Source organism: Oligoflexus sp. (assembly GCF_035638955.1).
Classification (GTDB): Bacteria; Bdellovibrionota_B; Oligoflexia; order Oligoflexales; family Oligoflexaceae; genus Oligoflexus.
Map to the genome: position 1 here is coordinate 1 of NZ_DASQYZ010000050.1, position 25184 is coordinate 25184.

The 25184-nt window shown below is 52.3% G+C and carries 21 protein-coding genes and 1 pseudogene; 11 read left to right on the forward strand and 11 right to left on the reverse strand.

All coding sequences use genetic code 11. The annotated features are described in order from the left end of the window. Window positions 1-343 precede the first annotated feature (343 nt). The gene (locus VE954_RS04980) at window positions 344-1624 is read right to left on the reverse strand and encodes a GAF domain-containing sensor histidine kinase (protein ID WP_324950294.1); all 1281 of its coding nucleotides are present in this window, start codon (window positions 1622-1624) and stop codon (window positions 344-346) included. Between the two features lie 280 nt (window positions 1625-1904). Between VE954_RS04980 and VE954_RS04985 the strand changes: the two genes are divergently transcribed. From VE954_RS04985 to VE954_RS04995, 3 genes are all read left to right on the forward strand, one after another. After that, window positions 1905-2342, forward strand: coding sequence for a PAS domain S-box protein (locus VE954_RS04985; RefSeq protein WP_324950296.1), 438 nt, complete (start codon window positions 1905-1907; stop codon window positions 2340-2342). Beyond that, the gene (locus tag VE954_RS04990; protein WP_324950418.1) at window positions 2339-2497 is read left to right on the forward strand and encodes a response regulator; all 159 of its coding nucleotides are present in this window, start codon (window positions 2339-2341) and stop codon (window positions 2495-2497) included. Before VE954_RS04985 ends, VE954_RS04990 begins: the two co-directional genes overlap by 4 nt. 234 nt (window positions 2498-2731) lie before the next feature. Then, window positions 2732-3913: a tetratricopeptide repeat protein gene (locus VE954_RS04995; protein ID WP_324950298.1), complete on the forward strand. Its 1182-nt coding sequence runs from the start codon at window positions 2732-2734 to the stop codon at window positions 3911-3913. Between the two features lie 9 nt (window positions 3914-3922). On the opposite strand, the gene VE954_RS05000 is transcribed toward VE954_RS04995, so the two are convergent. Then, the gene (locus VE954_RS05000) at window positions 3923-6682 is read right to left on the reverse strand and encodes an ATP-binding protein (RefSeq protein WP_324950300.1); all 2760 of its coding nucleotides are present in this window, start codon (window positions 6680-6682) and stop codon (window positions 3923-3925) included. Window positions 6683-6995: 313 nt separating this feature from the next. Here VE954_RS05000 and VE954_RS05005 point away from each other — a divergent pair, with 313 nt between their 5' ends. Next, the gene (locus VE954_RS05005) at window positions 6996-8375 is read left to right on the forward strand and encodes a hypothetical protein (RefSeq protein ID WP_324950302.1); all 1380 of its coding nucleotides are present in this window, start codon (window positions 6996-6998) and stop codon (window positions 8373-8375) included. 82 nt (window positions 8376-8457) lie between these two features. Here VE954_RS05005 and VE954_RS05010 read toward each other — a convergent pair whose 3' ends face one another. The 4 genes and pseudogenes from VE954_RS05010 to VE954_RS05025 all read right to left on the reverse strand — a co-directional run bounded on the left by VE954_RS05010 (window position 8458) and on the right by VE954_RS05025 (window position 12849). Continuing rightward, complete coding sequence (locus VE954_RS05010) at window positions 8458-9231, reverse strand: HAMP domain-containing sensor histidine kinase (RefSeq protein ID WP_324950420.1); 774 nt, start codon at window positions 9229-9231, stop codon at window positions 8458-8460. Beyond that, window positions 9217-10479 (reverse strand): annotated as a pseudogene (locus VE954_RS05015) (7TMR-DISM family protein); the annotation flags it as partial. The gene VE954_RS05010 and the pseudogene VE954_RS05015, both read right to left, overlap by 15 nt. Before the next feature lie 120 nt (window positions 10480-10599). After that, a complete protein-coding gene (locus VE954_RS05020; RefSeq protein ID WP_324950304.1) occupies window positions 10600-11709 on the reverse strand; it encodes a hypothetical protein in 1110 nt (369 codons plus the stop codon). A 180-nt stretch (window positions 11710-11889) separates the two neighbouring features. Further along, a complete protein-coding gene (locus tag VE954_RS05025) occupies window positions 11890-12849 on the reverse strand; it encodes a hypothetical protein (RefSeq protein ID WP_324950306.1) in 960 nt (319 codons plus the stop codon). A gap of 222 nt (window positions 12850-13071) precedes the next feature. Between VE954_RS05025 and VE954_RS05030 the strand changes: the two genes are divergently transcribed. Beyond that, window positions 13072-13812: a transporter substrate-binding domain-containing protein gene (locus VE954_RS05030; RefSeq protein ID WP_324950308.1), complete on the forward strand. Its 741-nt coding sequence runs from the start codon at window positions 13072-13074 to the stop codon at window positions 13810-13812. A gap of 15 nt (window positions 13813-13827) precedes the next feature. Here VE954_RS05030 and VE954_RS05035 read toward each other — a convergent pair whose 3' ends face one another. After that, complete coding sequence (locus VE954_RS05035; RefSeq protein WP_324950310.1) at window positions 13828-14220, reverse strand: BC1872 family protein; 393 nt, start codon at window positions 14218-14220, stop codon at window positions 13828-13830. 150 nt (window positions 14221-14370) lie between these two features. Here VE954_RS05035 and VE954_RS05040 point away from each other — a divergent pair, with 150 nt between their 5' ends. Next, the gene (locus VE954_RS05040) at window positions 14371-15081 is read left to right on the forward strand and encodes a phosphatase PAP2 family protein (protein ID WP_324950312.1); all 711 of its coding nucleotides are present in this window, start codon (window positions 14371-14373) and stop codon (window positions 15079-15081) included. A 1-nt stretch (window position 15082) separates the two neighbouring features. Here the strand turns inward: VE954_RS05040 and VE954_RS05045 are convergent, their stop codons facing one another. Together VE954_RS05045 and VE954_RS05050 are read right to left on the reverse strand one after the other, a co-directional pair. Further along, window positions 15083-15514 (reverse strand): hypothetical protein, encoded by a 432-nt coding sequence (locus tag VE954_RS05045; protein ID WP_324950314.1) that lies wholly within the window; start codon window positions 15512-15514, stop codon window positions 15083-15085. Between the two features lie 74 nt (window positions 15515-15588). Then, entirely contained in the window at window positions 15589-16818 is a 1230-nt protein-coding gene (locus VE954_RS05050) for a hypothetical protein (RefSeq protein WP_324950316.1), read from the reverse strand. A gap of 286 nt (window positions 16819-17104) precedes the next feature. Here VE954_RS05050 and VE954_RS05055 point away from each other — a divergent pair, with 286 nt between their 5' ends. Next, on the forward strand, window positions 17105-18517 hold the full coding sequence (locus tag VE954_RS05055; protein WP_324950318.1) for a hypothetical protein: 1413 nt from the start codon (window positions 17105-17107) through the stop codon (window positions 18515-18517). On the opposite strand, the gene VE954_RS05060 is transcribed toward VE954_RS05055, so the two are convergent. Together VE954_RS05060 and VE954_RS05065 are read right to left on the reverse strand one after the other, a co-directional pair. Next, entirely contained in the window at window positions 18514-19128 is a 615-nt protein-coding gene (locus tag VE954_RS05060; protein ID WP_324950320.1) for a DUF938 domain-containing protein, read from the reverse strand. The two genes, VE954_RS05055 and VE954_RS05060, sit on opposite strands and share 4 nt — an antisense overlap. Before the next feature lie 18 nt (window positions 19129-19146). Then, a complete protein-coding gene (locus tag VE954_RS05065) occupies window positions 19147-19620 on the reverse strand; it encodes a hypothetical protein (RefSeq protein ID WP_324950322.1) in 474 nt (157 codons plus the stop codon). A 133-nt stretch (window positions 19621-19753) separates the two neighbouring features. Here VE954_RS05065 and VE954_RS05070 point away from each other — a divergent pair, with 133 nt between their 5' ends. The 4 genes from VE954_RS05070 to VE954_RS05085 are packed head-to-tail and all read left to right on the forward strand — an operon-like array spanning window position 19754 to window position 25176. Next, window positions 19754-20230 (forward strand): ubiquinol-cytochrome c reductase iron-sulfur subunit, encoded by a 477-nt coding sequence (locus VE954_RS05070; protein WP_324950324.1) that lies wholly within the window; start codon window positions 19754-19756, stop codon window positions 20228-20230. A 2-nt stretch (window positions 20231-20232) separates the two neighbouring features. Further along, a complete protein-coding gene (locus tag VE954_RS05075) occupies window positions 20233-21675 on the forward strand; it encodes a cytochrome b N-terminal domain-containing protein (RefSeq protein WP_324950326.1) in 1443 nt (480 codons plus the stop codon). A gap of 10 nt (window positions 21676-21685) precedes the next feature. Further along, window positions 21686-22660: a cytochrome c oxidase subunit II gene (coxB, locus tag VE954_RS05080; protein ID WP_324950328.1), complete on the forward strand. Its 975-nt coding sequence runs from the start codon at window positions 21686-21688 to the stop codon at window positions 22658-22660. After that, the gene (locus VE954_RS05085; RefSeq protein ID WP_324950330.1) at window positions 22657-25176 is read left to right on the forward strand and encodes a cbb3-type cytochrome c oxidase subunit I; all 2520 of its coding nucleotides are present in this window, start codon (window positions 22657-22659) and stop codon (window positions 25174-25176) included. The genes coxB and VE954_RS05085 overlap by 4 nt, the downstream gene beginning before the upstream one ends. Window positions 25177-25184: the final 8 nt, after the last annotated feature.

Here is a 25184-nt window from a genome sequence, read left to right on the forward strand (position 1 = left end):
GTGCGTTCACTCAGGGCTTTCTTCCTCACTTCACCACAAAGACAGGTTTGCGACAAACGCGTATGAAAAGTGTTGATCAGTTCCCCACGACCTCCGAGCTTTTCAGCTGTTCGGAAAAGTGATGCCTTAAGGCTGGCCGGATGCTTTTCAGCCTGACTATCCATGGTCTTTGCCGAGGTTTTGTTCACCTTGTGATTGCAGCCGCTGCTTGGAATGGATAACGCAAGAACTGCTGCTAAGCAGGCAAGCGGCTGCACGATTTTGCCAAACAACGAAATTTACACGCAGGAAGAATCTTTTCCTTCGTCCTTTTGGATGAGTCTGGCGCGGCCCTCGCAGGCTATCAAACAGCGGGCTTATGGTGGGTTTTATCGATCTGTGATTTAGGCACTTCCAGCACGAAATGCGTAGGCTGTGACCCCGTGTCGAGGTAGAGACGTCCGTTGTGAGTTTCGGCAATACCCTTTGAAAGGCTGAGGCCAAGACCCATTCCTTTACCCACCTCTTTCGTGGAAAAGAATGGGTCCATGATACGGTGCACATTTTCTTTGGGAATACCAGGTCCACTGTCCATCACCGAGAAAATCACCTTTTCACCCTGATCAAAGACCGACAATCTGATCCACTTCTTATCTTCAAATTGAACGGCATCAAAAGCATTATTGATCAGGTTGATCAGAACCTGAACGATCAGTCCAGCTGAACCCTCAAACCGAATGTCGGGGATCTCAACCAGCTCCAAGGTGATACCAGCCAGCTTAATTCTTTCCCGACACAAGGCCAAAACCTGGTCGAGGATCGTGCCGGTTTCAAGATTCGAAAACCCACTGTCCTCGTAAGCACCGTAGAACATCAGCATGCCCTTGGTTACATTCGAAATCCTACTGACACTATTTTCAATGATCGACAAATCATCGAGGATTTTTTCCTTTTCATAGGTACCCTTGGTGACCCCATTCTTGACCCGCTGGCACTTGCCCAGGATAATGGCCAAAGGATTATTCACCTCATGCGCCACGCCCGCTGTCAACGTGCCTATGGCCGAGATCTTCGCCGCTTCGATCAGATCAGCTTTTTGCCTCGAAACTATTTTCGAGAGATGGGTGATTTCTGAGTACTTCTTATTGAGAATGCTCAGACTCCGCCCCAACTCCATATTTCGTGAGACTTGCCGAGCCAGGGCTTTGAGAGCACTGATCTGTTCGATTGTTAGGCTTCGGGGTTTTTGATCGATGACACAAAGAGTTCCGAGGGCATAGCCATTGGCAGACATCAGAGGAGCGCCTGCGTAGAACCTCACAAAACCGGATTCAACCAGAGGATTGTCAAAGAAGCGTTTATCATCTTTGGCATCGGGAACCACAAAAATTTCAGTTTCATGAATCGCGTGACCGCAGAACGAAATATCGCGTTCAGTTTCTGAAGTATCCGTTCCCACTTTGGCCTTAAACCACTGCCTATCCTTATCCACGAGGCTGATGAGCGCAACAGGCACGCCGCAGATGGACGAAGCCAGCAAGGCAATGTCGTCATACGAAGGCTCGGATTCCGTGTCCAGGATTTTATAATCCAAAAGCTCATTCAGTCGTTCGTCTTCATTGTCGAGTCTGCTTGGCTTTTGCACGTTTGCATCCAGTGAATATGAGATAAGCCATCCATCGGTAAATCTTACCCCCGAAACCGTTACTTAAGATGAATCTTTTGCCGTGCGTCTCATACCTTTCACGCATGATTGGCTGCTGTACAAATTTTGATCGCCTCAGAATCTTTCGTTTGGCTAACGATTTGCATCAGGATAAATAGGGGTTTGTCCTTACCAGCCCGATCCATGCGGAGGGACCCATGCAGGATGGTCAGCGGATTGATATGATTTTGCATTCCAGAAAGCAGGAAATCATCGATACATGGAGCGCGAGAGGTCGAAACCGAGTCAAGGCCGGACAAAACCAGGAAAAATTTGCAAATGGCTTTGCAGCTCAGTACGGCCCGAATGGGAGCTGGAATTTGCCGCGAAGCACGGACGTCACACCGGTGAAGGCTGGCGGCGACGCAAGGATGGGTCACATTTTTGGGCCAATGTTGTCCTGACCGTACTCAAAAGCGCCGAAGGGCAGCTCGTAGGCTGGGTTAAAATAACGCGTGATATCACCGAACAAAAGCGTTTGCAGGATGCGCTGCGTAAAGCCGAAGATGCCAGCACAGCCAAGAGTATTTTCGTGGCCAATATCAGTCATGAAATCAGGACCCCCGATAATCAGAAAATGATTTCCAGATTTCTCACCATAGCCGGTGCAAAGGTGGACATCGCAGGCAATGGTCGAGAGGCGGGGAGAAGGCCCTGAAAGCATCTTATGATCTGGTGATCATGGATATCCAAATGCCGGTCATGAACGGTCATGACGCCACCAAGCAGCTTCGTTCCCAAGGCTTCGTCAAACCAATCATTGCTCTGATCGCCCTCAAAGATGGAAGCATCGAAGTCAAGCGTGAGTTTTAGGCATTCCACTTTCTGACGCGAGGTAAGGGTCGTGCCTATTCCTCCTCCATTCCTCCGCAATGAGTCAGGTTTTCCTAATGCAGCACACTCTCTATCCCCGGATACCGATTGCATTTATCGACTCTCAATCGAGGGCATTGGAAGCCGGCGGACGACGCGCCGATGGGTATTGTGTTAGGCAGGAGAGGACCTCCGTATTTCGCGGATCGAAGCATTTTTGCAGAGTGGTGTTATATGTCGAATGCAATGAACCGACGGGTTTTGTCGCTTTGCACCCAGGGCAATCGCGAAGTCATTCGCAAATCATTGTCCGCAGCCGAATACAAAGTGAGTTTCATCAGCGCGCAGAGCGAAGTCACTCCGTCAATCGCCGCCTTTAAACCCAGGGTCCTGGTGCATGACTGGGATGCGATTGAGCATAGTCAGACCATGAAGTTTCACCTCAACTTCTCGCACACGAGCCAGGCCATCGACCTGTTCAGGGTTCTTGTCGTTCCTGAAATTACGCCCAGCATCCTGGCCTTTGCCAGCGATGCGTTAGTGGAAAAAGTCATCACCATCGGTAATGCATCCCTTAACCTGGGCAACGAACTGGATATGATGGTCGCGTCGATCGATGGCAATGAGCTGGCCACGTTCATGCGTGAACTCAAGTCAGGTGAGTTCCGCTATGATCAGACCGAGATTGATCGTCGTGTCACGGATCTGCATGAACGCTACCCTCATGATCCACGAATCAAGCTGGAGTTTGGCAACCTCGCCTTCCGCCAGGGACAGTATCCAGAAGCTGAAAACATGGCCCAGACGTTGCTCAAGAAAGAGCCACAAAATATGCGGGCCATGAATCTTCTGGCCAAGTGCTTCATGAAACAGGGCAAGTGGGAACAGTCATTGAACTGCATTGCGGCTGCCCAGGGGCTCAGTCCCCAAAATCCAGAACGGCTGATTCTGATGGGCGATGCCCTCTACGGCAAAGGCGATCTGGACAAAGCCATGGCCTGCTATCAGGAAGCGATCGATATCGATCCCTCGGTGAAAGATCTCGCTCACAAGCAAATGGGTCAGGTGCACCTTGCCAAGGGTAAAGTGGAAGAGGCTTTGGAACTTTTTAAAGGCAGCATGTCGGAAGAGGAGTCGGCAGGCTTTTTTAACAACGCCGCGGTCCACGCCGTTCGAGAAGGCAAGATAGAAGAAGCCATCACGCTTTATAATACAGCTCTCAAAGCCCTGGTCACAGACAAGCTCAAGCCCTTTATCTACTTCAACCTGGCCCTTTCGCATCGGCGCCTGGGTCAAGCCGAGGACGCGGTGAAATGTCTGAAACGAGCCCTGCACTATAACCCCGGCTATGAGAAAGCCCGCGTGCATCTCGATTCCATTTTAAAACCGGTGCGAAAGCTCCAGAAGGCCTCGTAATGACCTGCATCACGACGCCTGTTGGGTCACAGACGAGGGACCCAGGTTTGGAATTTCGATGAATGAAACGGCAGGCAGGTGCATCTCAAAATGAAAATGCCAGGCGCCTTGGACCTCATCGCGGCTGGTAAACCGCATACGGATAGTGCCGCCATGATGTTCGAGCGCGGCGCGAACTGCATCCAGGCCCACACCACGTCCTGAAATGAGCGACGCTTCATTTTTAGTGCTGAAGCCAGAAGAAAATATGAGTTGTTCGACTCGCGCTTCCGTTAAAACTTCATCGGCTTGCACGAGGCCTCGATCGAGCGCACGCTGCCTTATCTTTTGCAGGTGCAGTCCATGACCGTCATCCCGAAGATAGATTCCAAGCTCCTCTCCCTCAGGGCGACACTGCAGAAAAAGTCGGCCCTTCGGCGATTTTCCGGCGGTCAAACGATCCGATGGGCTTTCAATGCCATGATCCAAAGCATTCCGGAGGAGATGGCCTAAACAATCGGAAAGGAGATCGACAGCCGCCTGTGTGAGGTAAATACCGTGGCTTTCGATCGCAAGCTCGGGCGCAAGCTTGCCTAGATTCGAGGCCAGCTCCCCCAAACTCTGGCCAATATCACGAAAAAAAGCGTCAGCGGGCGTGAATATTTGGGGTAGAAGAAGTTCCTCGAAGCGTCTGAGTCGATCGGCAACGGCCGTACTCGTATCCTGAAAGAGCTGTTCCAACTCCTGTCGGCCCACGGCGGCGCGATCCGTTCCTGAATTCAACTGAATGCTCTTATCAAACAGGTTCTTATAACCTTCAATTTTAGCCTGAATCGGCTCCATCATGGTCGTGAAGTTCTGATGTTTCGGCCTCGCCGAGGCCAGGAGACTTTGCTGCAGCATCCTCTCTGCGTCATGAATCATGTTCGCCAGCTCGTTCAATTCAAATGTTCGAGCGTTGCCCTTGACGGTATGGAGGTCCCGGAAAGCGCTCTGAATATCCCGGCTCTGCGCGTGACCAAGGGCCTGACCAGCTCTGGCCAGCATCTGTAGACTGGAATCTAAAAATCGGGCAAAGCGCTCGGGCTTGGCTGACAATATGATCTGCAGGATCTGCATTTCTTCCTGATTACGCCGGGCCGTCAGCTGCAGCTGCCGTAAACTGGTGACATCCCGCGCCGTAATCAAAATTTTATCTGTGAGATTGTTTTCGTCGGCGATGGGGGACCATGAAAGCTCCAGGATCTTGTCCCCCTGATCATGGATGAAGACAACTTCCTGGGGCAGGTTGGCTGCGTTAACTTCAAAGTTGAAAATTTCCTCGCCCAAACTGGTCTCAAGAGCCGCTTTAATCCGGCTGCGTTGATCTGCTCCCATCCGGCATCGATTCAAAAAGATGCTTTCAAAGCTTTGATGCGCAATTTCTTGATTATCGAGCACGGTTTCCAGATGCTGCGAATATTCCGCATGGATTTTAAGGTCGGGACCCATGAGCATAAAGATACCCTGTTGGATATGACCCAGAATGGAACCGATTTCCCTCGTTTTCTCCTCGACCAGCGCCTCGACTTCTTCTACATGCACCTGAAGCTGCGCATTGAGGCCCTGAATATCAGTAAGCAATCTGGCCTGGGTCTGGAAAGCGGCATCACGCTCCGCCTGGTAGCGTCGAATCAGAATCATGAGCATGGCCATAAGCATGACCAGCCCCCCAAAGGGGATCATCGTCGTCAGAGGCGACTTGAAATTGGACGAATAGCGGACAATGTCGTGAATGGATGATAAGGCAATGGCCACGCTTCCGATCATCAGAACGCGAGCTTCCGTGTTGCGATGGACTGCGGACCATATGATCAAGGGTATGAGCGCCAGCAAACCTGGAAAAACCGCTATATGCAGAAGCGGAAGGAGATACCAGGCATGGATGCCTGCGAACGCCGACGCCAATGCCACCGTTAAAGCCATGCCCCAGTTCATCCAAAAAACGAAGCGGATGAGTCGGCTTTTGGACTGAGCAACAATGGAAAGAAAGGAAATTAAACAGGCTCCTGACAGATAGATGCCAATCAGATCAAAATAGCTCCAGCTCCTAGGCGGCAACCCGGTATAGGGTTTGATGAGCGAATCCTGATTGAAGAGAACCCACGATGAAACGGAGACGGCCATGAGGCCAAAATAGAGGAAAAGGTCAACCTGCCGACGCATCAGCGCCACAGCCAGAACCATAAATCCCAAGAGACCGAACCAGCCCGCAAGATAAATGAGTGGGAACGATCGACTTGTGTGTTCGGACAAAGCTTCAGACTGAGGCCGAATAACAGGATAGAGAGTGCGCACGACATAGCTCAACGCATAGTGGGTTCGAATCTGCAAAAGCTGTTGGCTATGCTCGGGTCCCAGTGGAATGGCGTGCCAGCGCTGAGGACTGACATCGCCCCAGCCCTTGGTAAAGAGGCCACTGCTGTAGACCAGGACATTGTCGATATAGACGGCAATGTCTTCAAGGCCGTTGGCAAAGTAGAGCACCTGCCGTTGGTCCTGTATCACGGGCAGTTGGTTTTGCAACCAGATCGTTTTATTGATGCCTGCCGGGACGGTGGTCGCCGTATAAGGCTTCCATCCGGTCAGCTGCTCGGGATGAACGAGGGCTTGATCGCGCGACCATTCCGCAGGCTCATCTTCTGTGAGAAGCCAGGGGCTTTCGAACACAGGGCCAGCCAACGCTTCCGTGCTTTTGCCGAGCAAAAGCGCGACTGCGAGTAAAATTAACCAATATTTTCTGAATTTCATAAAGGATGTTGCTCCTCTCTATCGTTAACGGCAAAGCCGGCAGGAAGGTAAATTCTTCAGCATCGCTGCGATTATAGGTCTACGAACCGAAGTGGTCTTGAGCGGTTGGCGGGGCTGATTTTTCGGTAAGGCCTTGCGTCGAGTGCTTTCAACCGCATCCAAATCGACGTGGAAAACGGCCCATCAAGAGAAAGAGGGACAGGGCTACCAGCCACAGAACCAGCCCCAGTCCCAGTTTCCAAGGAATTTTATCTTTGAAAATGATTCCCAACTTCGTTATCATATCCCTCGAACAACTGAGGAGACTCGATAAATGGTCAAGAATTTTGGTGCCTTTAGCTGGGCTTTGGCTTTGGGCGTACTGGCCGGCTGCGGCGGCGATAGTGATTCCAACGACAATGAAACCACCGTCACCTTGGGCGAGCCATCGCAGAAAACTGTCGCCGTTTCTGCCACCGGTCACGATCGCTTCTTCGGGGTTGCCTTCGACAGCCAGGGCAATTACTACGCGACCGGATCCGTTGCTGATACCACCGACGCCACCGCCGATTCCAAAATGCTCGTGGCAAAATTTAAAGCTGACGGCGCATTGGATACAACATTCGGCACCAACGGCTATGCCATTCATAATGCTGCCACCGGAACTTCCGGCGAAGTGGCCCGCAGTATCGTTGTGCAATCGTCTGGAAAAATCGTCATTGCCGGCACAATGGAACATGCTGGAGCGCAGGACGCAAGGGACCGTGACATTGCCCTGGTTCGCTTCAACACCGACGGAAGCCTGGATAGCACCTTTGGTACCAATGGTGTGGTCACTCTGGATCTCAGCGAAGGTGAAGTGAACGGCACGGCTTTCGTCGCCGACAGCTTTGGTGGTTTGACGGCCGACAGCACAGGCCGACTCCTGGTCCATGCGGCTCAAAAACGCACAGGTGCCACGGATACCGATTTTGCTCTGGTCCGCTTGAACGCAGACGGTGTGCTCGATCAGACTTTTGGCACCAACGGAAAATCCACGCTCGACATCCGTAACCTGAGCGCGACACCCAAAACAGTTCTGCTCCTGCCGAGCGGTCAGATCCTGGCCACAGGCTATATGCGTGATACAGCACTTGCCACGCCTGCTGTCGTTCCTGTTGTCTATCGGACGGATGCGAACGGCCAACTGGATACGACATTCGGCTCGAATGGCGTCTATAGTGAAGCCGTGCTGACCGCGGTCACGGAAGTTTATTCCGCTGTGCTTCAGGGTGATTCCATTGTGACTGTAGGTTATGGCCGCAATAATGATCAGGAAAACCTGGACTTTCTCTCCTTGCGCGTGAAGGCTGATGGGACCCGCGATACAACTTACGGTACGAACGGTTATGCTCGTATCGACGCCGACGGTTTCAATGATAACGGTCGGAATTTGACGACGCTTCCTGATGGGCGCCTTCTGCTCGTCGGTGGTGGTCGCACCGCTGAAACCACTATCGATGGTATGGCCGCAATTCTGAATACGGATGGCCAGCCTGATACCAGCTTCACAGAAAGTGGAGCGAAACTTTTTGACTTCGGTGGCTCGGCTGACTTCCTGTGGGGCGCAGCCGTCTCACCGGCTGGTGATAAAGCCGTGATCGTTGGCCTCAAAGGGGCAGGCAGCGAAGGCGGCAATGATGATGCGGCCATCGTTACCATTCCTCTGCAATAAGTGCATGACAAACGCCCCCCCTGGGCTGACCTTTGTCTTCACGACACAAGGCAGGCCCAGGCGGCCTTTCCAACCGTCCTGCTTACATGCCCTTGGCAGCCCGAATAAAGATCCTAAAAATAGTTCCACAACGCTCCGGGTCCAGAGCGACCGGCGTGCTATCCACCTCAATCATGGCTGCATACGCATCCAGCAGGGCCTTGGCCAGTGGCATGCCGTAGCCGATACCTTGCTCCCCTGCCGTCCCGGGTTCGCTGCGATTTTGATGAGGATCGAAGAGTCGTGATAACGTTTCGCGGCTCATCCCGACGCCCTGATCCTGCACTGTAATCAGGATCGAATCGCTTTCATGCCGGCGGGCATCGAGGCGTACAGTGCCACCAGGGGACGAAAACTTGATGGCATTGGACAGCAGATTGCCCAGAACTTCATGGCTTAACGTCACCTTCTCAGCATGAACAGCCAGATCAGGACTTTCGAGGCTGAATTTAAGTTCAATCCCTTTATCGCGAGCCTTCTCTTCAAAGAGAAAAGTCAGTTTGGCAAAAACTTCGGCCAGAGATACTGACGTCATAGACATGGCCATGCCCTGATTCAGAGCTTCGGTTTTTCTCACAAAGTGCATGATCTCTTCGATCATATTCACCCCGCGCACGATACTTTCGATGGATCGGTTGGCAGGCAGATCTTTTTGCAGACGTCTGGAATGGCCTTTGACAACAGTCAGAGGATTGGCAATATCGTGCGAAATAATGCGAAGCAAATGGCCTTTGATCTGCGCCGTCACCTCAGCCCGCATTTTATCATCCTGCAGCAGTTTCACCTTCCCGCCCAGGGCCAGCGACATCAGGATCATCTCCGCACCCTGGGCCACGACAATGGCATTCACGGTGAGGGGATGCGTTGGCAACCAGCCCATCATCTGCAGCAGGCAGATCACGACTCCGATCAAAAAAATGCCCAGCCCAGCGACGTAGAATCGAGCAGGCGAAAATTTTTCCCGAAAACGATGGAAGCCTGCGTAAAAAAGCAAACCTATGGTGACAAGGAAATAAAGATCGATCACGGTCATCAGCATGGCGGTTTCCACAAAGGCGTTCGCCCCCATGAGCAGTAACAAGCCCAAAATGCAAACCTGGAAGGAACGATTCAGTTTCGGATGATCCGTCTCAAGCTGCAGAAAGGATCGAGCGAAGAGAAGCGTGGCGATAGGAGCCAAAGGGCGATAGATGTTGATAATATCCTACCACGGAATATCAAACCAGGTCCAGATCCCAGCGGGAAAATTAACGGTCAGAAGGTCGAGATGGCAATTGATGACGGCGAAAAACAGATAATAAAGATAGTCCCGATCACGCAGCGAAAGATAGAGAAACAGATTGTAAAGAATCATGGCCAGAAAACATCCGGCGATCACAGCCAGGAGTAACGCTTCGCGGTGCAGCTCCCGGGCAAGCTGGGACTCGGTCATGAATCTGAATTGAAGACTCAGAGTGGCCCGCGACGTGGCCTTGATCAGCAGGTGAGCCTCCTGCTGGGGCAGAAGCTGCAGCCGGCTGATCGCGTAGCGCTCATCCAAAGCCGCTGCCTGCACGGCCGATCCAGGAGCCTGAACACGATAAACTGTAGCCTGGAGCAGCGGATGATCAGCCGCAAGGTACCAGGTTTCCTGATCCGTCGGATTGCGAATAACGACCGATAGCCAATAATGAGCCCCAGTATACCCACGTGCAAGTGGCTCATTTAGAAACGGAGTGAACTGATTCTGAATATCGGCGCGGAGGACATCACCCACCTCCAGCTTTCCATTGGCATCCACATAATACGTAAAATTTTGAATCGGCGTGGGTTTGAATTCGTTCAAAGCGATCGGGCTGGGCTGCTGGGGTTGGGCGGCAAGGTTTCCGAACGAACACAGGCTCAGAATGAAGCCTATCAGAGTCAGAAGGATGGAGTGAAATAATTTCAAGAGGGCCTCATTGAGTTCCTGGCCAGAGCAAGGGCACGGAAGAGTCAATAAGCTCGAGCGTAATAGGTTGGATGGAGGAATAGGGCATGCAGATGGTTCCAAAAGAATAATGAACTTAGGCTGATTCCTGATCATTATTCTTTTATAACGTGCATTTTTTGTCAATCAAGCCAATACGGCGACGCGCCCGTCGCGTGCTGATTTCGGAATGAACCTTGACGGCGGAGAGTGACCGCATATCAAGGTTTTTTCATCTTAGTCGTAGCGTACAAAGGTAACAAACGCGCCGTTCGCATCGGCCTTGGTCACAATATAATAGCCTCCTGTTTGTGTGGAGGCGATGACACACACATCCACACCAGCCATATTTTTGCAGACATTTGCCGGCAGGTTCACGCTGGTTGACTTGAGCTTGCAGCTTTTCGGCGACTGCTTATGCAAGGATGTAACGGTCCTTGTAATCAGCTCGGCCGCGTTGCTGCGCGCATCAGATTTCAAGCTCAGGCCCTGAGCGCTGACGTAGTAGCTGCGATGGTCGAGACTGCTGGATGGTGTCGAAGGCTTTTGTTTGCCGTCGAAGTTCAAGAGTTCCGTATAGCAAAGGCCTGGGTCAGGAACGCGAACGGTAAGCGCTTCAGGCTTCAATTGACCCAATGAAAAGATCGATGATTTTTGGGTGGAATAGATCACAGCGGCCCCATCAACATAATCCTTGAGCACGACATAGCGGCCTTGATCGGTGGCGAGCGAGCATACGGCTCCAAGGCCTGCGATGCGTTCACATAGGGCCGTGTCTTTGAAGGCGGCATACCACTGCAATGAGCAGCTGCTGTCTGTTTTTGCATAAGCCTCGATCATTTGACCCAAAGTCTGGCTCGACGCCTGGGCCGCATCCGGCGTTTCATGGAAAACGTCAGTGTAGGCGCTATGCGCAGCGCTTGCGTAATAGGGTTTTTGCAGCAGGCTGTTCAGGCAGGAACTGGCCATGGGAACATAGATCAATGGAAACTTAACGGTGATTTCATTTTGAATGCAGCTGCTGACTGCATCATAAAGTTTATCCGAATACGTGGCGTCGCGAAGCAGGTCATTCCGCGACGTGAACCCTTTGAGCTCGCAGCGATATTGGCGACGATCCTGCTCGTTGCCTTCATTTCTGGGCCAGAGGCTTACATCGAAATAGCATTCCGAAGGTTGGCAAACCAGCTTTTCAAAGCGGTAATTGACATCACCAGCGCACCAGGAATCGCCACAGACGTTATCGATCTCATGGACCAGGTTCGCGGTTTCGGTTTCATTCAAAAAACTTGTGTTTCCAGCATAAGCGGCATTGGCAAACAGAACGAACAATAGAATCTTCAGCATGAAGTCATCTCATCAAAAATTAAACAAGGGGGTGGAATCTAAATGACGGAACGAGCTAGGTCAATGGACATCGTTTGTATAAAGAGAGGCATTTGGCAGGTATTTTTAACCAAAACGAATCGCTCGGAGTTATTTTGGCTGGCAAAAGCGCCGAAGCGCCGAAGCGCTCCGCCCGTTGGATCAAAAGTTCGGAATCTCAAATGTATACTGAATATTGTTGGCCTTGGCATAGGCAATGATCTGATCTATACCGCCTCGCAGGTTGGGCAGATAGGTGGCGGCGGTCTCCTGATGGAAGCCTATGGACAGATAAACATCACGGTCAGGCTGCTGCTTCAGTAATTCGACGTTGCGAATGAAGGCTGTGCTGATCGCCTCAGCATCCATATAGTCGGCGAGGCAACCATTGTTCGGCAGTTCAACAATGTTCAATCCTGATCCAAGATTTATGCGATAAGGCTGGCTGGTCGGCTGGGATTGAGGCCAGAGTTTTCCGACAAAGCTATAAAGGTTGGCGTCGCCCCAGGACTCAAACAGGTATTCGGCGTAGGTGGCTGACGAATCCACTCGGAAACCTTCAGCAGCCAGGGCCCGCAAGACCTTGGAATTGGCCTGCCATCCACCTGCGCGGAAGCTGGTCGCCCGAGCAAAGCCCTGTTTTTGTAAAGTGGAGACGCTATAACGCAAAACTTTTTGCAATTCGGTTTGGGTATAAGCTGTGAGGGCAACATCGTGGCCACAATCCACGGTACAGGTCCTCAGGTCAACTTCACCTTCCACAAAGGATGGTCCCGTGCGGAAGGCCACGCCTGAGGCTCGCACCAAGCTACGCCACGCGTGCACATGAAGACCTTCCTCATCGCCGGGACGCAAAACGGAGCGCACCGTCTGAGTGATTTGACTGGGAACAGCCCCTGGCTTGGTATAGTAGGCCGCATTCAAGAAATGCTGCAAAGGTATTTCAGGGTAATCCTTCCGGAATTTCTGCATAGCCTGCAGATTGCGGCTCTGCAGTTCCCGACCCTCCCAGTCCACACTGACTACGATTCTGACCTGACCTTGCGCCAGGGCCAACCCTGAAGCCATCATGGTGGAAAGGAGCGAAACCAAACTTACGATCTGAAATAGGCGAAACGTCATCAGGGACCTCTGAAAAGTTTCCCTGCGAATAGCAGAAATACCAAGTCCTGGTAACTCTATTCGTCCTTTGGACTCATCATCGCTTCATCAAACGGGTCGTGAGCTTCAGGGCCAACATTTCAAGGTGATGCTACCATGCCCTGTCCAACTCCTGCTAGAATCAGTCCAGCCAGGCAGTATGGTGTGAATTCACAGCCCGCGGCCAACTTAAAGGAATATGAAATGATCCAAGGATGGACAGAACGAGCCGCGCACCAAGCCCTCATGGTCGTGCTCGCCAGTTGCATCGGAGTAAGCTTTGCAAAAGCAGACTCAGCGGAGGCCACCGGAACTGTCGAGGTCGCTGGAATTGAAAATTATCTCGCCTACAGTGGATCCAAATTACCAAATGGCGGAAAGGTGACTGCGCTCGTGAAGGCTACGTTTGAAGCCATGGGTATGAAAGTCAGAATTGGTTTCCTGCCGCGGAAGCGAGCTTACGCCGATACCAAAAACGGCAAGTACCTGGCTTCATTCCCCTGGTTCCAGGATGAAGAGCGTGAAAAGGATTTTCTTTTTTCCGACACTCTGGATTCCACAGCCGGTGGAGTCGTCGTGCCGACGTCGTCTGATCTGCAATTCTTTTCGCGTCAGAGCGCACGTCGAAAGAAAGCCTGTGATCTGCTCGGCAGTCACTTTCAAAGCCAACTCTTCATCGACGAGCAGGTCACCGTCACACGCGTCACGGACTTGTCACAATGCCTTAAAATGATCAAGGAAAAGAGAATCGACTTCTATTTTGCAGACTTTTCATCGGTGTCCAAAGAGATCCTGGGCACAGAAGCGAAAATAATTCCAACCGATTTGGATCTGGTTCTCAAAATGCACCTGATCATATCCAGGAATCATCCGCAGGCCCAAAAGATGATGGCCGACTTCAATAGAGAGTTGATGGCTATCAAGAAGAATGGAGCGACAAATTGAGAGCCTTGCGATCCATCAGTTGATAACGGTATCGTCTGAAATCTCAATGTCCCGATGTTCCAGGGCTTTCATCGCCGCCATGCAGATGGTCATGGGCGCTTTATTGCCCAGGGCTGCACCTGAGTGAACGTAGTCGGCTTTCTGCAGATAAAGAAGAAATTCAGCTGGACTGGACCATCCACGCTTCTGTCCCACCAACGCAAACCAACCATCTTCCACGGGAAGCAGCGTGATCCCTAATTTCTCCACAACTTCCCATGCAGCCGAGATATCTTCACTGTAGGATCGCAAGGGACGGGATTGGCCTGAAGGCAGTTGTTCACGAACAGCCCCGGTTTTTTCATGATACACGCTATGACCAAGAACCTTGCCCGCAATAAAAATATCGATCTCTTGGCTTTTATTCATACGCTATCTCTCTCTTGCTGATTGCAGTGACAGGGAATTTAGCCTGCTTTCGGCGTGAAGTCCATAGCTTTGGACACCCTTTTGCAGACCTTGGCCCCGGTTGCGGAGCCTGCCTGGTTGAGGTTTCGCTTATCGATAGCTGGGGAAATTATGCAACACAGAATGCTGCACTATGGACGCCTCGCACTGGGATGGATTCGCGAGCAGGACGCTAAACTTATTCTCGCTGCCTTGATGACAGCGTCCTCGATGTTTCTCTTCATCGAAATTGCGGATGAAGTGGTGGAGCGTGACACCCAGACCCTGGATGAAAAAATTATTATGGCCCTCAGGGAACCGAATGACCTTTCCAATCCGATTGGACCCATTTGGGTGGAAGAAGCGGTGCGCGATCTATCAGCCTTGGGAAGCCATACGGTTCTGACCCTTTTTGTGGGCTTTGTCCTGGCATTCCTCATCCTCATCAAGCGCCGCAAGGCAGCTCTTTTTGTAATGGGCGCTGCTGCCGGAGGCGCCCTGCTCAGTCATTGGCTCAAAATTTTTTTTGCGCGACCACGACCTGACATTGTTTCCCATGCGACTCATATCATGACCTATAGCTTTCCAAGCGGTCATTCCATGTTATCCGCCATTGTCTATCTCACGCTCGGGGCCCTGATGACTGAACTCGTGAGCCGTAAACGATTGAAGAGCTATTTTTTGATCTCTGCCATGTTTATTTCTTTCCTGGTCGGGCTCAGCCGGATTTATTTAGGGGTGCATTATCCCAGTGATGTGATGGCAGGCTGGTGCGCGGGGCTCTTCTGGGCCGCGCTGATCACGCTGATCGCGCGGCTGAATGCATTACGATCCAAAAATTGACTCAAGGCCGGGGCAGACCGTTATGATAGCTCTGGTGACAAATCAGATAGGACGACGCCAGGAGCTTGCCGGCATCAACCGATGTCACTTGGGCCTTGACCGTATAGTAACGCTCGAAGAAAGCGTTGCCTTCACCTGGTCTGCCATGTTGTTTCTGCCAGAGCCCTTGCTCATCCTGAAACGTGGCCACAACTTTATGTTCAGGATCCGCCGGACATGGCGACCAATCGTCAAACTCGCAGGAGCTGGGATAATACTGTTGACCATGAATGGTCCAATGTTCCAGAGGGGGTCGTGGGGCTCCGCCGTCCGGCGTGCTGTAAAAATACTGAATCGAACTCAGCGGATCTGAGCATTGTGTGGTTCCCGCCCTCAGCTGGGAACTGATTGAGACTGTCAGTAAGGATAGGGTAATAAGATATGGGGTGCGCATAGTGGGCTCCTTCCAACGCATTAAACTCCATGTTTTAAAGCGTTGCAAGAGCCACTGCAAATGGAACCTACGGTCTACTCAATTTTGTCGTTGGGCGCGACTGCGTCATCACTGATTTCTTCTGCATCACCGGTGTAGGTGAAGATCGATTCGTCCTCGCAATTTTCCTCTTCCCAATCGACTTTCAGCGCATCACACTTTGCATAGTCAGCAGCTGTGCCTTCAGGAATGACTTCGGTTGTTCCACTGCAATCCCAGGCGTCCGTAGGCAGCTCGATCTTTGTCCAATCGGGCAGACGTGGCAGCAGTTTATGTTCAACGTAGAGAGGACCACCTGGCTGCCAGGCCTCGGAGTCCGCAGCGGCGAGGGCATAGCCCTTGCCATCAAAGTAGGCCCGGTAGCCGCCCTTTTCCGCAGGCTCCTCGGATACGTCTGTGGTGAACGAATATTTGTTGACCACGCTGCCGAGATTGAGCGCCATAAGAGCGGCACTTTGAGAGGTCCAGAGCTCTTTCGAGCCATCTTCGAGTGGGGTCTCACCGACCTTGGACTCGGCGACAAGGGCCAGCCCTTTTTCGTCGAATCGGATATAGAGCCTTTCCCGGGAACTTCCATAGGACGTGGCATAAGCGCCGCGAATGTCCATCATCGTGCGTCCGAGCTGCGTCACGCCGCTATCAAAATCGGCCTGTACGGTCCACGTTTCACCCTCTGCAGCTTCCGGGTCGATATTAATCCGGGTGACGACACCTTTGGCCTTGCCGCCATTGGCCGCTTCCAGATCAAAAATATAACTCAGTTCGCCATTGGAGCAGAACGAGACGCGTCGACGGTTCTTGACCGTATCATCGATCCAAACGGAATAGTCACCTTGCCAGCCTTCTTCGTTATACTTCGCAATATATTTGCCATTGGGCTTGAATGATTTCGCGCCGGCTTCGATATAACAAATCTCCTGGGCCATCTCGCGAATGATATTCAATCCGTTTTTAACACTGCGCCGGATCTCGCAGCCTTCAATAGCCCGTTGACGTTCCATTTTTCTAAGTCCGGGCAAACTGATCGCAATGGTTCCAGCAGCAGGCGTTGCTTCCTCGCCCAGCCCCTTCATGGCGGCCGGCACATCTGTGGAAAGCGCGGTGGAAAGTCCCATATCCGTGAAATCAGTGGCGATCGCCAGCTGACCTGTTGAAGCCGCCGAATCATCTTTTGAGGAGTTGTCGACGCACGCAAATGTGATCGCACCCGTACTGATCCAAAGGACCTTGACCGCGTTCTGCCAGCCTCTCTTCTTCATTCGCATCCGTAACCTCCAGGATCTAACCCAGTCTGCTATCGGATGATTCAAGGGTCGCGTGAGAATAGCCCAGGCTAGCACCTGAATTTTACTTCTAACTTGCTAAAATTATAGATAATTAGGCTACAAATAATGAGTCGATCAAGGCCTGAATAGGACGGCCCGAGGGATATCAGCGTTGTCTGGAGCGGGGAAGCTGGCCGCCGCATAAATAATCACTGTATGATTGTATTCACGTATTTACCAAGGCGCGTCCGTGCTTCAGGCGTCCATGATTCAAGAAGGACGGCTTATGAAAAAAATCGTTCCCCTGGGGGCTCTGGTGATGAGCCATCTCGCTTCTGCTCAATCGCAGGAGGAGAGAGGCTATCAATTTTTGGTGAATGGGAACTACATCGGTTGTGGTGTTCCCGTGACTGTCATGAAACGCGCTCTCACGGCGACAGCCCTGATTCCGTCTCCCGTCATGGCAGCTTTTTTTCCGATGGCGGCGTCGAAAATTTTTGAAAGCAGCGGTTTGCGTGGCCGAAACCGCGACAACCAAGGCGTGACGTCGTCGTTCAATGTCTTTGAAACCCCTCGTGGCGTGAAAGCCATGAGCCTGAATTGCTTTTCATGTCATGGCGATACTATCAATGGACAGTACATGGTAGGACTCGGCAATCGATCCCGCGATTTCACTCAGGACCTTCGGGCGTTTACCAATTTTCTTCCCCTTTTGGCCTGGACCGCCGCGGAAAAACAGGAGGTTGCCCTTTTTCAGCAGTCCATGAACGCGATTGCCCCCTATATCCAGACCCGAACGATTGGCGTCAATCCCGCGATTAATCTTACCTATGCGCTCTTTGCCAATCGAAGGTCCCAGGATTTTACCTGGAGTGACGAGCTGACATTAGCGCCTCCATCCCCCGACTTTCCGCCGCTTGATGTGCCTCCCTGGTGGCGCCTCAATTTAAAAGACTCCATGTTCTATAACGCTGAGTTTTCGGACAACCATCATCGTATCATGACGCTGGCTTCCACACTTTGCATCGAGGACGCAGCAGCCATGCGAGCTCTGGAAGAGCCGTTTCGTGATGTTGAAGCCTATATTAAAACTTTGAAAGCCCCCGCCTATCCAGGACGCATCGATGCTCCCAAGGCGGCCGCCGGTAAAACCCTTTATGAAACACTCTGTGCCGACTGTCATGGTTCCTATGCGGACGATGGCAGCCTGAATTATCGAGCGAGGATTATCCCCGTCGATAAAATCGGCACGGATCGCGCGCTGATGGATCAGCAGACAGGACCGGAGCATGAGCGCTTTCGGCAATGGGGTGAGGCATCCTTTCAAATGCTTTATGGGGATGGGTTTCATGTTAAAAAACATCCTGGTTACCTGGCGCCGCCTCTCAACGGAATTTGGGCCACGGCTCCGTTCCTCCACAATGGATCGGTTCCCTCGTTGGAAGGCGTATTGAATTCCAGGATTCGTCCGCGGTATTGGCTCAAGCTCAGCGTAGGGACAGGGCAGGATTATGATACGTCCGCCGTGGCGGTTAAGTTTAAAGAACTTCCGTATGGGCAACGCGAGTCATCAGCTTTAACCAGACGCTATATTTATGACACAACATGGCCAGGATATGGCAATCAGGGGCATACCTATGGCGATGCCCTGACTGATGCCGAGCGCCAAGCGGTGATGGAGTTTCTCAAGTCACTTTAAGTGGGCTGCATCACTTTTTCAAAAATAACTGAGATATTGTTCGCCGGCATGTCGACCCTACTTTGAAATATAAGTCCCCGCGCCTTGGCTTCCGCTATGACTTCATCCAGATCACGTAAACCCCATAAGGGATTTCTCTCTCTCAGCGAACGATCAAATTCCAGATTCGAAGGCGCCGTTTCTCTATCCTTAAGCACAAAGGGTCCATAGAGAAATAGTTTACCTTCAGGTACCAGCGCTTGCGAGGCCTGCCGGAGAAGACTCAGGCAGGCGGCCCAGGGAGCTATGTGAATCATATTGATGTTCACGACCACATCGTATGGACCCTCCAAACTCGGAGGCCTGACGTCGGTGACGGACCACTTGACTGGCTCCTTCATCGTCGTGGGACAGTCCAGCTGAAAGGCCCGAATACTATCGAACGCATCCTGATCGATGTCCGTCGGTTGCCATGAGACATCGGGCCTCTGGCTACACAGGAACGCCGCATGCTGGCCAGAACCGCTGGCCACCTCCAGAACTCGGGCGTTGGCAGGCAGAATCGGCTTAAGAACTTCAAAGATCGGCAGTTTATTACGTTCGGCTGCAGGCGAACAAAGCTTCATCATCATCCTTTCGGGTGGTTCGGATCAAGGTACGTTTTCTGAGCTCATATGCTGGAATTCCTGCACCACACGTTGAAACGGTGTGCGTGGTTGACTATAAAGAAATGCCGCCATATCTTCCGCTTCGGCACGACTGACCTTGAGATTGGGCATCATGGTTTGCGGATCCAGAGTCTGTGGTTCCATGATCCATCGCATCAGGTTGTCCGGGGTATTGGGCAGCAGCCCGGCAAGATAAATCTGTTCATCGATTTTTTCCAGACTGGGTCCCACACGCCCATGAGCTTCGCGCACGCCAGGAATGATATGGCAGGAACCACAACCGTATCTTTCCAGAACCACCCTCCCCTGTTGCGAATTTCCAACAAGGGAATAACGTCGCGGCTCGCCAGGAAAGCGATGCAAACCCAAGCCAAAGTAATTACCCACTATGAAAAGCAGGGACAAAACCCCTGAAACCGCGATGACCCATAGGAAAGAGAAGTTAAATCCTTGCATGGGGAATCAATTCCTTTCTTGCGTTTAACCGCGCTTCCGTGCTTCAAGCAATATCCATGCTCATATACAAGTTATCAAGCATTTCTAATTTTCTGAAAATTCTTTACATACAAACGAGTGAAAGGAGATCGCCATGGACCGAAGAAAACTTCTCACGCTCACAGTTGCGGGAACGGGATGTGCCATCGCAGGTGCCGTCGGAATCCCGGTTCTTATTAACATGGCGGCCCCTGCCTTTGCGGAGAAGGATGGTGAGGACTGGCGACCGGTGGGCCCATTGTCCGACTTTCCCGTGGGAGCCATGCACAATCGGGAAGTCGTGATCTCGGATCAAAAAGAGCATCAAAAGCTGAGCCGACGGTCGCTCTATGTCTGGCGTAAAAGCGAGCAGGAATTCAGCGTTTATTCGCGGGCGTGTACCGATCTCGGCTGCCCCATTGTTTGGGATGCAGGCAGTGAATGGTTTTTTTGTCCTTGCCATGGTGGAATTTTTGATAAAGAGGGCGAGCGCAAAGCTGGCCCACCCAAACGAGGTCTCTGGAAGTACGCAAATCGAATCCAGGATGGAATCCTTGAGATCAACGTTCGCTCTGTCCCACCCATGGCATGACCATGAGTAAAGACCAGAACAAGGATGAACACGAAAAATCTTCCGCCCTTCATACCATCATCGATCGACTGGCTTTGGGCCCAATCTGGCGAAAGTTTTTCGTGCGTCGCGTTCCGAAAGCCCGCTGGTACTACGGCGATGGCGCCACCCTGCTTTTTCTTCTCGGTATATTAATCGTCACAGGCTTTGCCTTGGGGCTCATGTATTCACCCTCACCAGAAACGGCCTACCAAAGCCTGGTGCATATCACCAACGTCCAGGCCATGGGCTGGTTTGTGCGGGGTCTGCATTACTGGTCAGCCGGCATGATGGTCGTCATCCTCCTCTATCACGTCTTCCGGCATATCCTGCTGGGGGGTTATCTGCCGCCTCGGGAAGGCACGTGGGTCATCGGCGTGCTGATGTTTTTCCTGGTCATCATCAACTCCTATATTGGTTACACGCTGCGCTGGGATGAACGATCGGTTTACGCCATCCGTGTGGCTCTGAATATCTTTCACCGTGTGCCCTGGATCGGGGATGAACTGGTTTACTTTGTTCAGGGTGGATGGACCCAGGGGAACGCGACACTCAGCCGACTCTATACTGTTCACGTGATGATCGTTCCCATCCTGCTCCTGGGTCTGGCCAGCTATCACCTCTACCTCGTGGTGTTTCATGGTGTCACCACCGTTCCGGAGCGGGTGCATCCCGTGGAAACGGCCGAGGAACAGAAAGAACTCTACGATCAGCTGAAACACAGTAAGAAAGAAGGGGAAACATTTTTTCCCTATACCATGGTCGAATCCCAGATCTTTGCCTTTGTCATCTTCTGTATCGTCCTTGCTCTCACGTTGACTCTGGGCCCGCAGGAATTGATGCGTGAAGCCAACTTTACGGAAACGTCGTTCCCTGCTGAAGAGTGGTGGTTTCATTGGTACAGCGCCCTGGTCGCTTATCTTCCGCCTCAGCTGACCTCGTGGTTCTATGTCGGCTTCCCGATCGCCCTGTTTCTTTATCTCATGCTCCTGCCGTTTGTGGATCACGGTGCGAATCGAGGTTTAAGGCGCCGGCCTCTGGCTGTGGGTTTAACCGTTGTTGTGGGGCTCGGCCTTCTGAGTTTGACGGGCCTGCGCCTGCAATCGGAATGGACAGCCTGGCCAAGGGCAGAGCTGGCCCCTTTACCGCAAAACACAGAACTTACGCCGAGCGCACAATTGGGGCACACGCTCTTTACCAAATACAGCTGCTTCAGCTGTCATGCACTCGGGGGAACCGGTGGAAAAATTGGCCCTGAACTCACGCGCCTGACTGTTAGGCTGTCGGCGGACGAGTTAAGGCATTTCATCAGCCAGCCGCCCCAGGATGTTGCGATGCCGGCCTATGGTCATCGCCTGTCTGAAGATGAACTGAAAGCTTTGGTGGATTTCGTGCTGGTCGCTCAGACCTTTCCCCACAAATATTAGTCAGGCCTTTATGAAGATATATGCCAACCCACAGTCAGCGGCGAATCGGATTGAAGAATTTCTGGAGGCGAAGTCCTCTGGGTTTCATCCGTTTGGACCGGTCGCAGCCATGATCTCGGACTTGTGGTGGGTGATGCTCGCCGTCTTTACGGCCATTTTTCTTTTGGTCCTTGTGCTTTTGGCTCTAGGCCTCCTTCGCCGTCGTCAAAGCAAAGATCCACAGCCGCCCTTGGGTGATATCCGCTTTATTACTTGGGGTGGCCTCGTGATGCCAGCCCTCATTCTGGTGCCTTTGCTGGTCTATACTCTGATCACCACGAAAAAGCTGCAGCCGCCGGGTGATGCGCTGACCATTCGTTTAACCGGCTATATGTGGTGGTGGGATGTCCAATACCCTGAGTCTGGCATCACAATCGCCAACGAGATTTACGTTCCTGTTGGTCAACCTGTGCGTTTGGAGATGACGTCGGGTGATGTGATCCATAGTTTTTGGCCTCCCAGTTTATCCGGCAAGACGGATCTCATTCCGGGCCAGACAACGGTTCACTGGCTGCAGGTCGATCAAGCCGGCAGCTATCGCGCCCAGTGCGCAGAATTTTGCGGCCTTCAGCATGCGCGCATGGCCCTGCTCGTGATCGCTGTTTCACCCGAAGAATTCGCTGCCTGGACGACCCAGCGACAAAAGCCGATGGCTGTGGCCGAGGATGCCACGAAGCAACAGGGGCAACGAGCGTTTATGAATGAGGGTTGTGGGGAATGCCATACGATTCGCGGCACAGCAGCTCAGGGCAAAGTGGGTCCTGATTTGACCCATATCGGCAGCCGCAGCTCCCTGGGCGCCGGCGTCGTTGCCAATAGCTACGGATCCCTGGCCGGCTGGGTCGCTAATCCGCAGGCTTTAAAACCCGGCAATCGCATGCCGCCTTCTTATGTCAAAGCCGAGGATTACCATCCTCTCATCACCTATCTCATGAGCCTGGAATGAATCAAACTGCCGACCCAACGCATGACACCAAACGCCACGACGAGTTCGAAAGAGTGTGGACCGAACCCGAAGGCATTGGTGCCTGGTTTGCGACCGTCAATAACCAACCCTTTGGCAACCGCTTCATGGTGTCGGCCCTGGTCTTTTTTCTTTTGGCTGGCATCATGGCTCTTCTCATGCGCTTGCAACTGGCTGTTCCTGATAACAACTTTATGGGCCCCGAAACCTATAACCGCCTGTTTACCATGCATGGCGCCACCATGATGTTCCTGGTGATTTTGCCCTTCATTGAAGGGTTTGCCATTTATCTTTTGCCGCAATTCGTCGGTTCACGAGAGATGGCTTTTCCACGCATGAGCGCCTTCAGTTTCTGGGTTTTTCTGTCCGGTGGACTTATTTTTTTCATGGGATTTCTGTTTAATGCGGTGCCGGATGTTGGCTGGTTTGTTTATGCGCCGCTCTCACTCGAATCCTATTCGGGACTGGGCGTGGATTTCCTTTTGGTCGGCCTGGGTTTCATCGAAATTGCAGGGGTCGGCACCGGTATCGAAATTGTAACGACCATTCTTAAATTGCGCGGACCGGGCATGAGCCTGGGCCGAGTGCCGCTCTTTGCCTGGACCTGGCTGGTCACCGGCGTCATGATTATTATTGCCTTTGCCACTCTGTTCGGCGCGACAGTCTTGATTGAGTTTGACCGGGCCATCGGCACCAAATTTTTTGTGGCTGAAGCGGGTGGGAACCCTGTCCTTTGGCAGCATCTTTTTTGGTTTTTTGGTCATCCCGATGTTTACATCATGTTTTTGCCCGCGACCGGTTTTGTGTCGATGATTCTGCCCACCTTTGCGAGGCGGCCCTTGGCTGGATATAGCCTGGTGGTCGTGGCTGTATTGATGACCGGCTTTTTAAGTTTCGGTCTGTGGGCTCACCATATGTTCACGACCGGGATGCCGGTGCTGGCTTCAGGCTTTTTCGCGGCCGCCAGCATCATGATTGGTTTGGCCAGTGGGGTGCAGGTTTTTGCCTGGATTGCGACCCTCTGGCGTTCGGGCGCCGCGCTCACCACACCTATGCTGTTCATTGTCGGTTTTTTCTTTATCTTTGTGCTGGGCGGTTTAACAGGCGTGATGGTGGCTGTTCTGCCCTTTGATTTGCAGGCCCATGACACGTATTTTGTGGTCGCGCATTTTCATTATGTTCTCATCGGCGGCGTCATCTTTCCTATTCTCGCGGCCATTCATTACTGGCTGCCGCTGATCACAGGCTACATGGCAAACGAGAAGCTCGGACGCTGGAGCTTTTGGCTTATTTTCGCGGGCTTTAACCTCACTTTTTTTCCCATGCATATCAGCGGGCTTTTGGGAATGAGTCGTCGCGTTTATACCTATTCCGCCAACCTTGGGATCGGCGAACTGAATATGCTGTCGACCGTGGCCTCCTTTGTTTTGGGCGTGGGTTTTGTCCTGGTGGTCCTGAACGTTTTTTATTTTGGCATGCGGGGGCGCAAGGCTGTCATAAATCCTTGGGGAGGCAAGTCGCTCGAATGGAGCGGAACGGTGGATATGCCGAATTACGTATTTTTAAAGCCCCGGGTCATCTGCAACCGCGAGCCTCTGGATGACGCCGACTGCCCCAAACCGGAACATTTGGTCCGTATTGCCAATGCCCTGGAGGGCCAGCCTTCAGGCTGGCGAGCCACTCTTGTGACTGATGCGATAACGGGCGAACCGCAGGCCATTCAAAGGGTCGCAGGCCCATCGTATATTCCCGTCGTCGCGGCTTCCGGCATCATTATCATGTCGGTGGCCACGCTTTTTAAGGGCTACATCGTAGCTGCCGTCGCCCTCATCTTCACCCTGGGTGTCGTCTGCTATTGGCTCTGGCCTCGTTCCGCTGAGCTGGAAAAAATGCGGAAAAGTGACATCAGTCGTATCACGGGTTTGCCCGTGGAACCCACAGGGACCCAGGCCGTCGGTTGGTGGGCGATGACCGGAACATTGACCGTGATCGCCGTTGTCTTCGGTGTGCTGTTTTTTTCGTATTTTTATCTTCGTGTGTATTCGCCGCAATGGCCTCAGGGCAATATCCCGTTGCCAGGCCTGCTCTGGCCGGGTTTAGGTTATGGTGCGATCGTGCTGAGCGGCTTGCCTTTTTTGCTGGCGCAGAAGCGATTTCGCAAGCGGCAGTCGTCCCTCGCCCTATTGATAGGTTGTGGTGCCTTGGCTCTGATCACCAGCGTGGTGATTCTCCTGGAGTCTGTTCAGGCAGAATTCACACCGCAACTCAATGCCTATGCCTCCCTCTTCCATACCATCACCTGGCACATGGTGACTTTGGTTCTGATGGCCTTCGCCCTTCTGGTGTCCGTGATCCTCCATCTCATTCGCAGCGGTGACGAGGCTCCGTCCGGCACTCTGATTCTGCACCAGCAGATTACAGCTCTCTTTTGGTATTTTACGATCGTGGTCACTGCCCTTGTCTTTGCGACGCTCTATCTCTCACCGCGGTTTTTTTGAGGTTATGC

Excerpts from the sequence above, each read along its gene's own strand:
- VE954_RS04985 (WP_324950296.1), top strand. The coding sequence starts at position 1,905 with ATGGAGCGCGAGAGGTCGAAACCGAGTCAAGGCCGGACAAAACCAGGA.
- VE954_RS04995 (WP_324950298.1), top strand. The coding sequence starts at position 2,732 with ATGTCGAATGCAATGAACCGACGGGTTTTGTCGCTTTGCACCCAGGGC.
- VE954_RS05000 (WP_324950300.1), bottom strand. The coding sequence starts at position 6,682 with ATGAAATTCAGAAAATATTGGTTAATTTTACTCGCAGTCGCGCTTTTG.
- VE954_RS05005 (WP_324950302.1), top strand. The coding sequence starts at position 6,996 with ATGGTCAAGAATTTTGGTGCCTTTAGCTGGGCTTTGGCTTTGGGCGTA.
- VE954_RS05010 (WP_324950420.1), bottom strand. The coding sequence starts at position 9,231 with ATGATCCTGATGTCGCTGGCCCTGGGCGGGAAGGTGAAACTGCTGCAG.
- VE954_RS05020 (WP_324950304.1), bottom strand. The coding sequence starts at position 11,709 with ATGCTGAAGATTCTATTGTTCGTTCTGTTTGCCAATGCCGCTTATGCT.
- VE954_RS05025 (WP_324950306.1), bottom strand. The coding sequence starts at position 12,849 with ATGACGTTTCGCCTATTTCAGATCGTAAGTTTGGTTTCGCTCCTTTCC.
- VE954_RS05030 (WP_324950308.1), top strand. The coding sequence starts at position 13,072 with ATGATCCAAGGATGGACAGAACGAGCCGCGCACCAAGCCCTCATGGTC.
- VE954_RS05035 (WP_324950310.1), bottom strand. The coding sequence starts at position 14,220 with ATGAATAAAAGCCAAGAGATCGATATTTTTATTGCGGGCAAGGTTCTT.
- VE954_RS05040 (WP_324950312.1), top strand. The coding sequence starts at position 14,371 with ATGCAACACAGAATGCTGCACTATGGACGCCTCGCACTGGGATGGATT.
- VE954_RS05045 (WP_324950314.1), bottom strand. The coding sequence starts at position 15,514 with ATGCGCACCCCATATCTTATTACCCTATCCTTACTGACAGTCTCAATC.
- VE954_RS05050 (WP_324950316.1), bottom strand. The coding sequence starts at position 16,818 with ATGCGAATGAAGAAGAGAGGCTGGCAGAACGCGGTCAAGGTCCTTTGG.
- VE954_RS05055 (WP_324950318.1), top strand. The coding sequence starts at position 17,105 with ATGAAAAAAATCGTTCCCCTGGGGGCTCTGGTGATGAGCCATCTCGCT.
- VE954_RS05060 (WP_324950320.1), bottom strand. The coding sequence starts at position 19,128 with ATGATGATGAAGCTTTGTTCGCCTGCAGCCGAACGTAATAAACTGCCG.
- VE954_RS05065 (WP_324950322.1), bottom strand. The coding sequence starts at position 19,620 with ATGCAAGGATTTAACTTCTCTTTCCTATGGGTCATCGCGGTTTCAGGG.
- VE954_RS05070 (WP_324950324.1), top strand. The coding sequence starts at position 19,754 with ATGGACCGAAGAAAACTTCTCACGCTCACAGTTGCGGGAACGGGATGT.
- VE954_RS05075 (WP_324950326.1), top strand. The coding sequence starts at position 20,233 with ATGAGTAAAGACCAGAACAAGGATGAACACGAAAAATCTTCCGCCCTT.
- coxB (WP_324950328.1), top strand. The coding sequence starts at position 21,686 with ATGAAGATATATGCCAACCCACAGTCAGCGGCGAATCGGATTGAAGAA.
- VE954_RS05085 (WP_324950330.1), top strand. The coding sequence starts at position 22,657 with ATGAATCAAACTGCCGACCCAACGCATGACACCAAACGCCACGACGAG.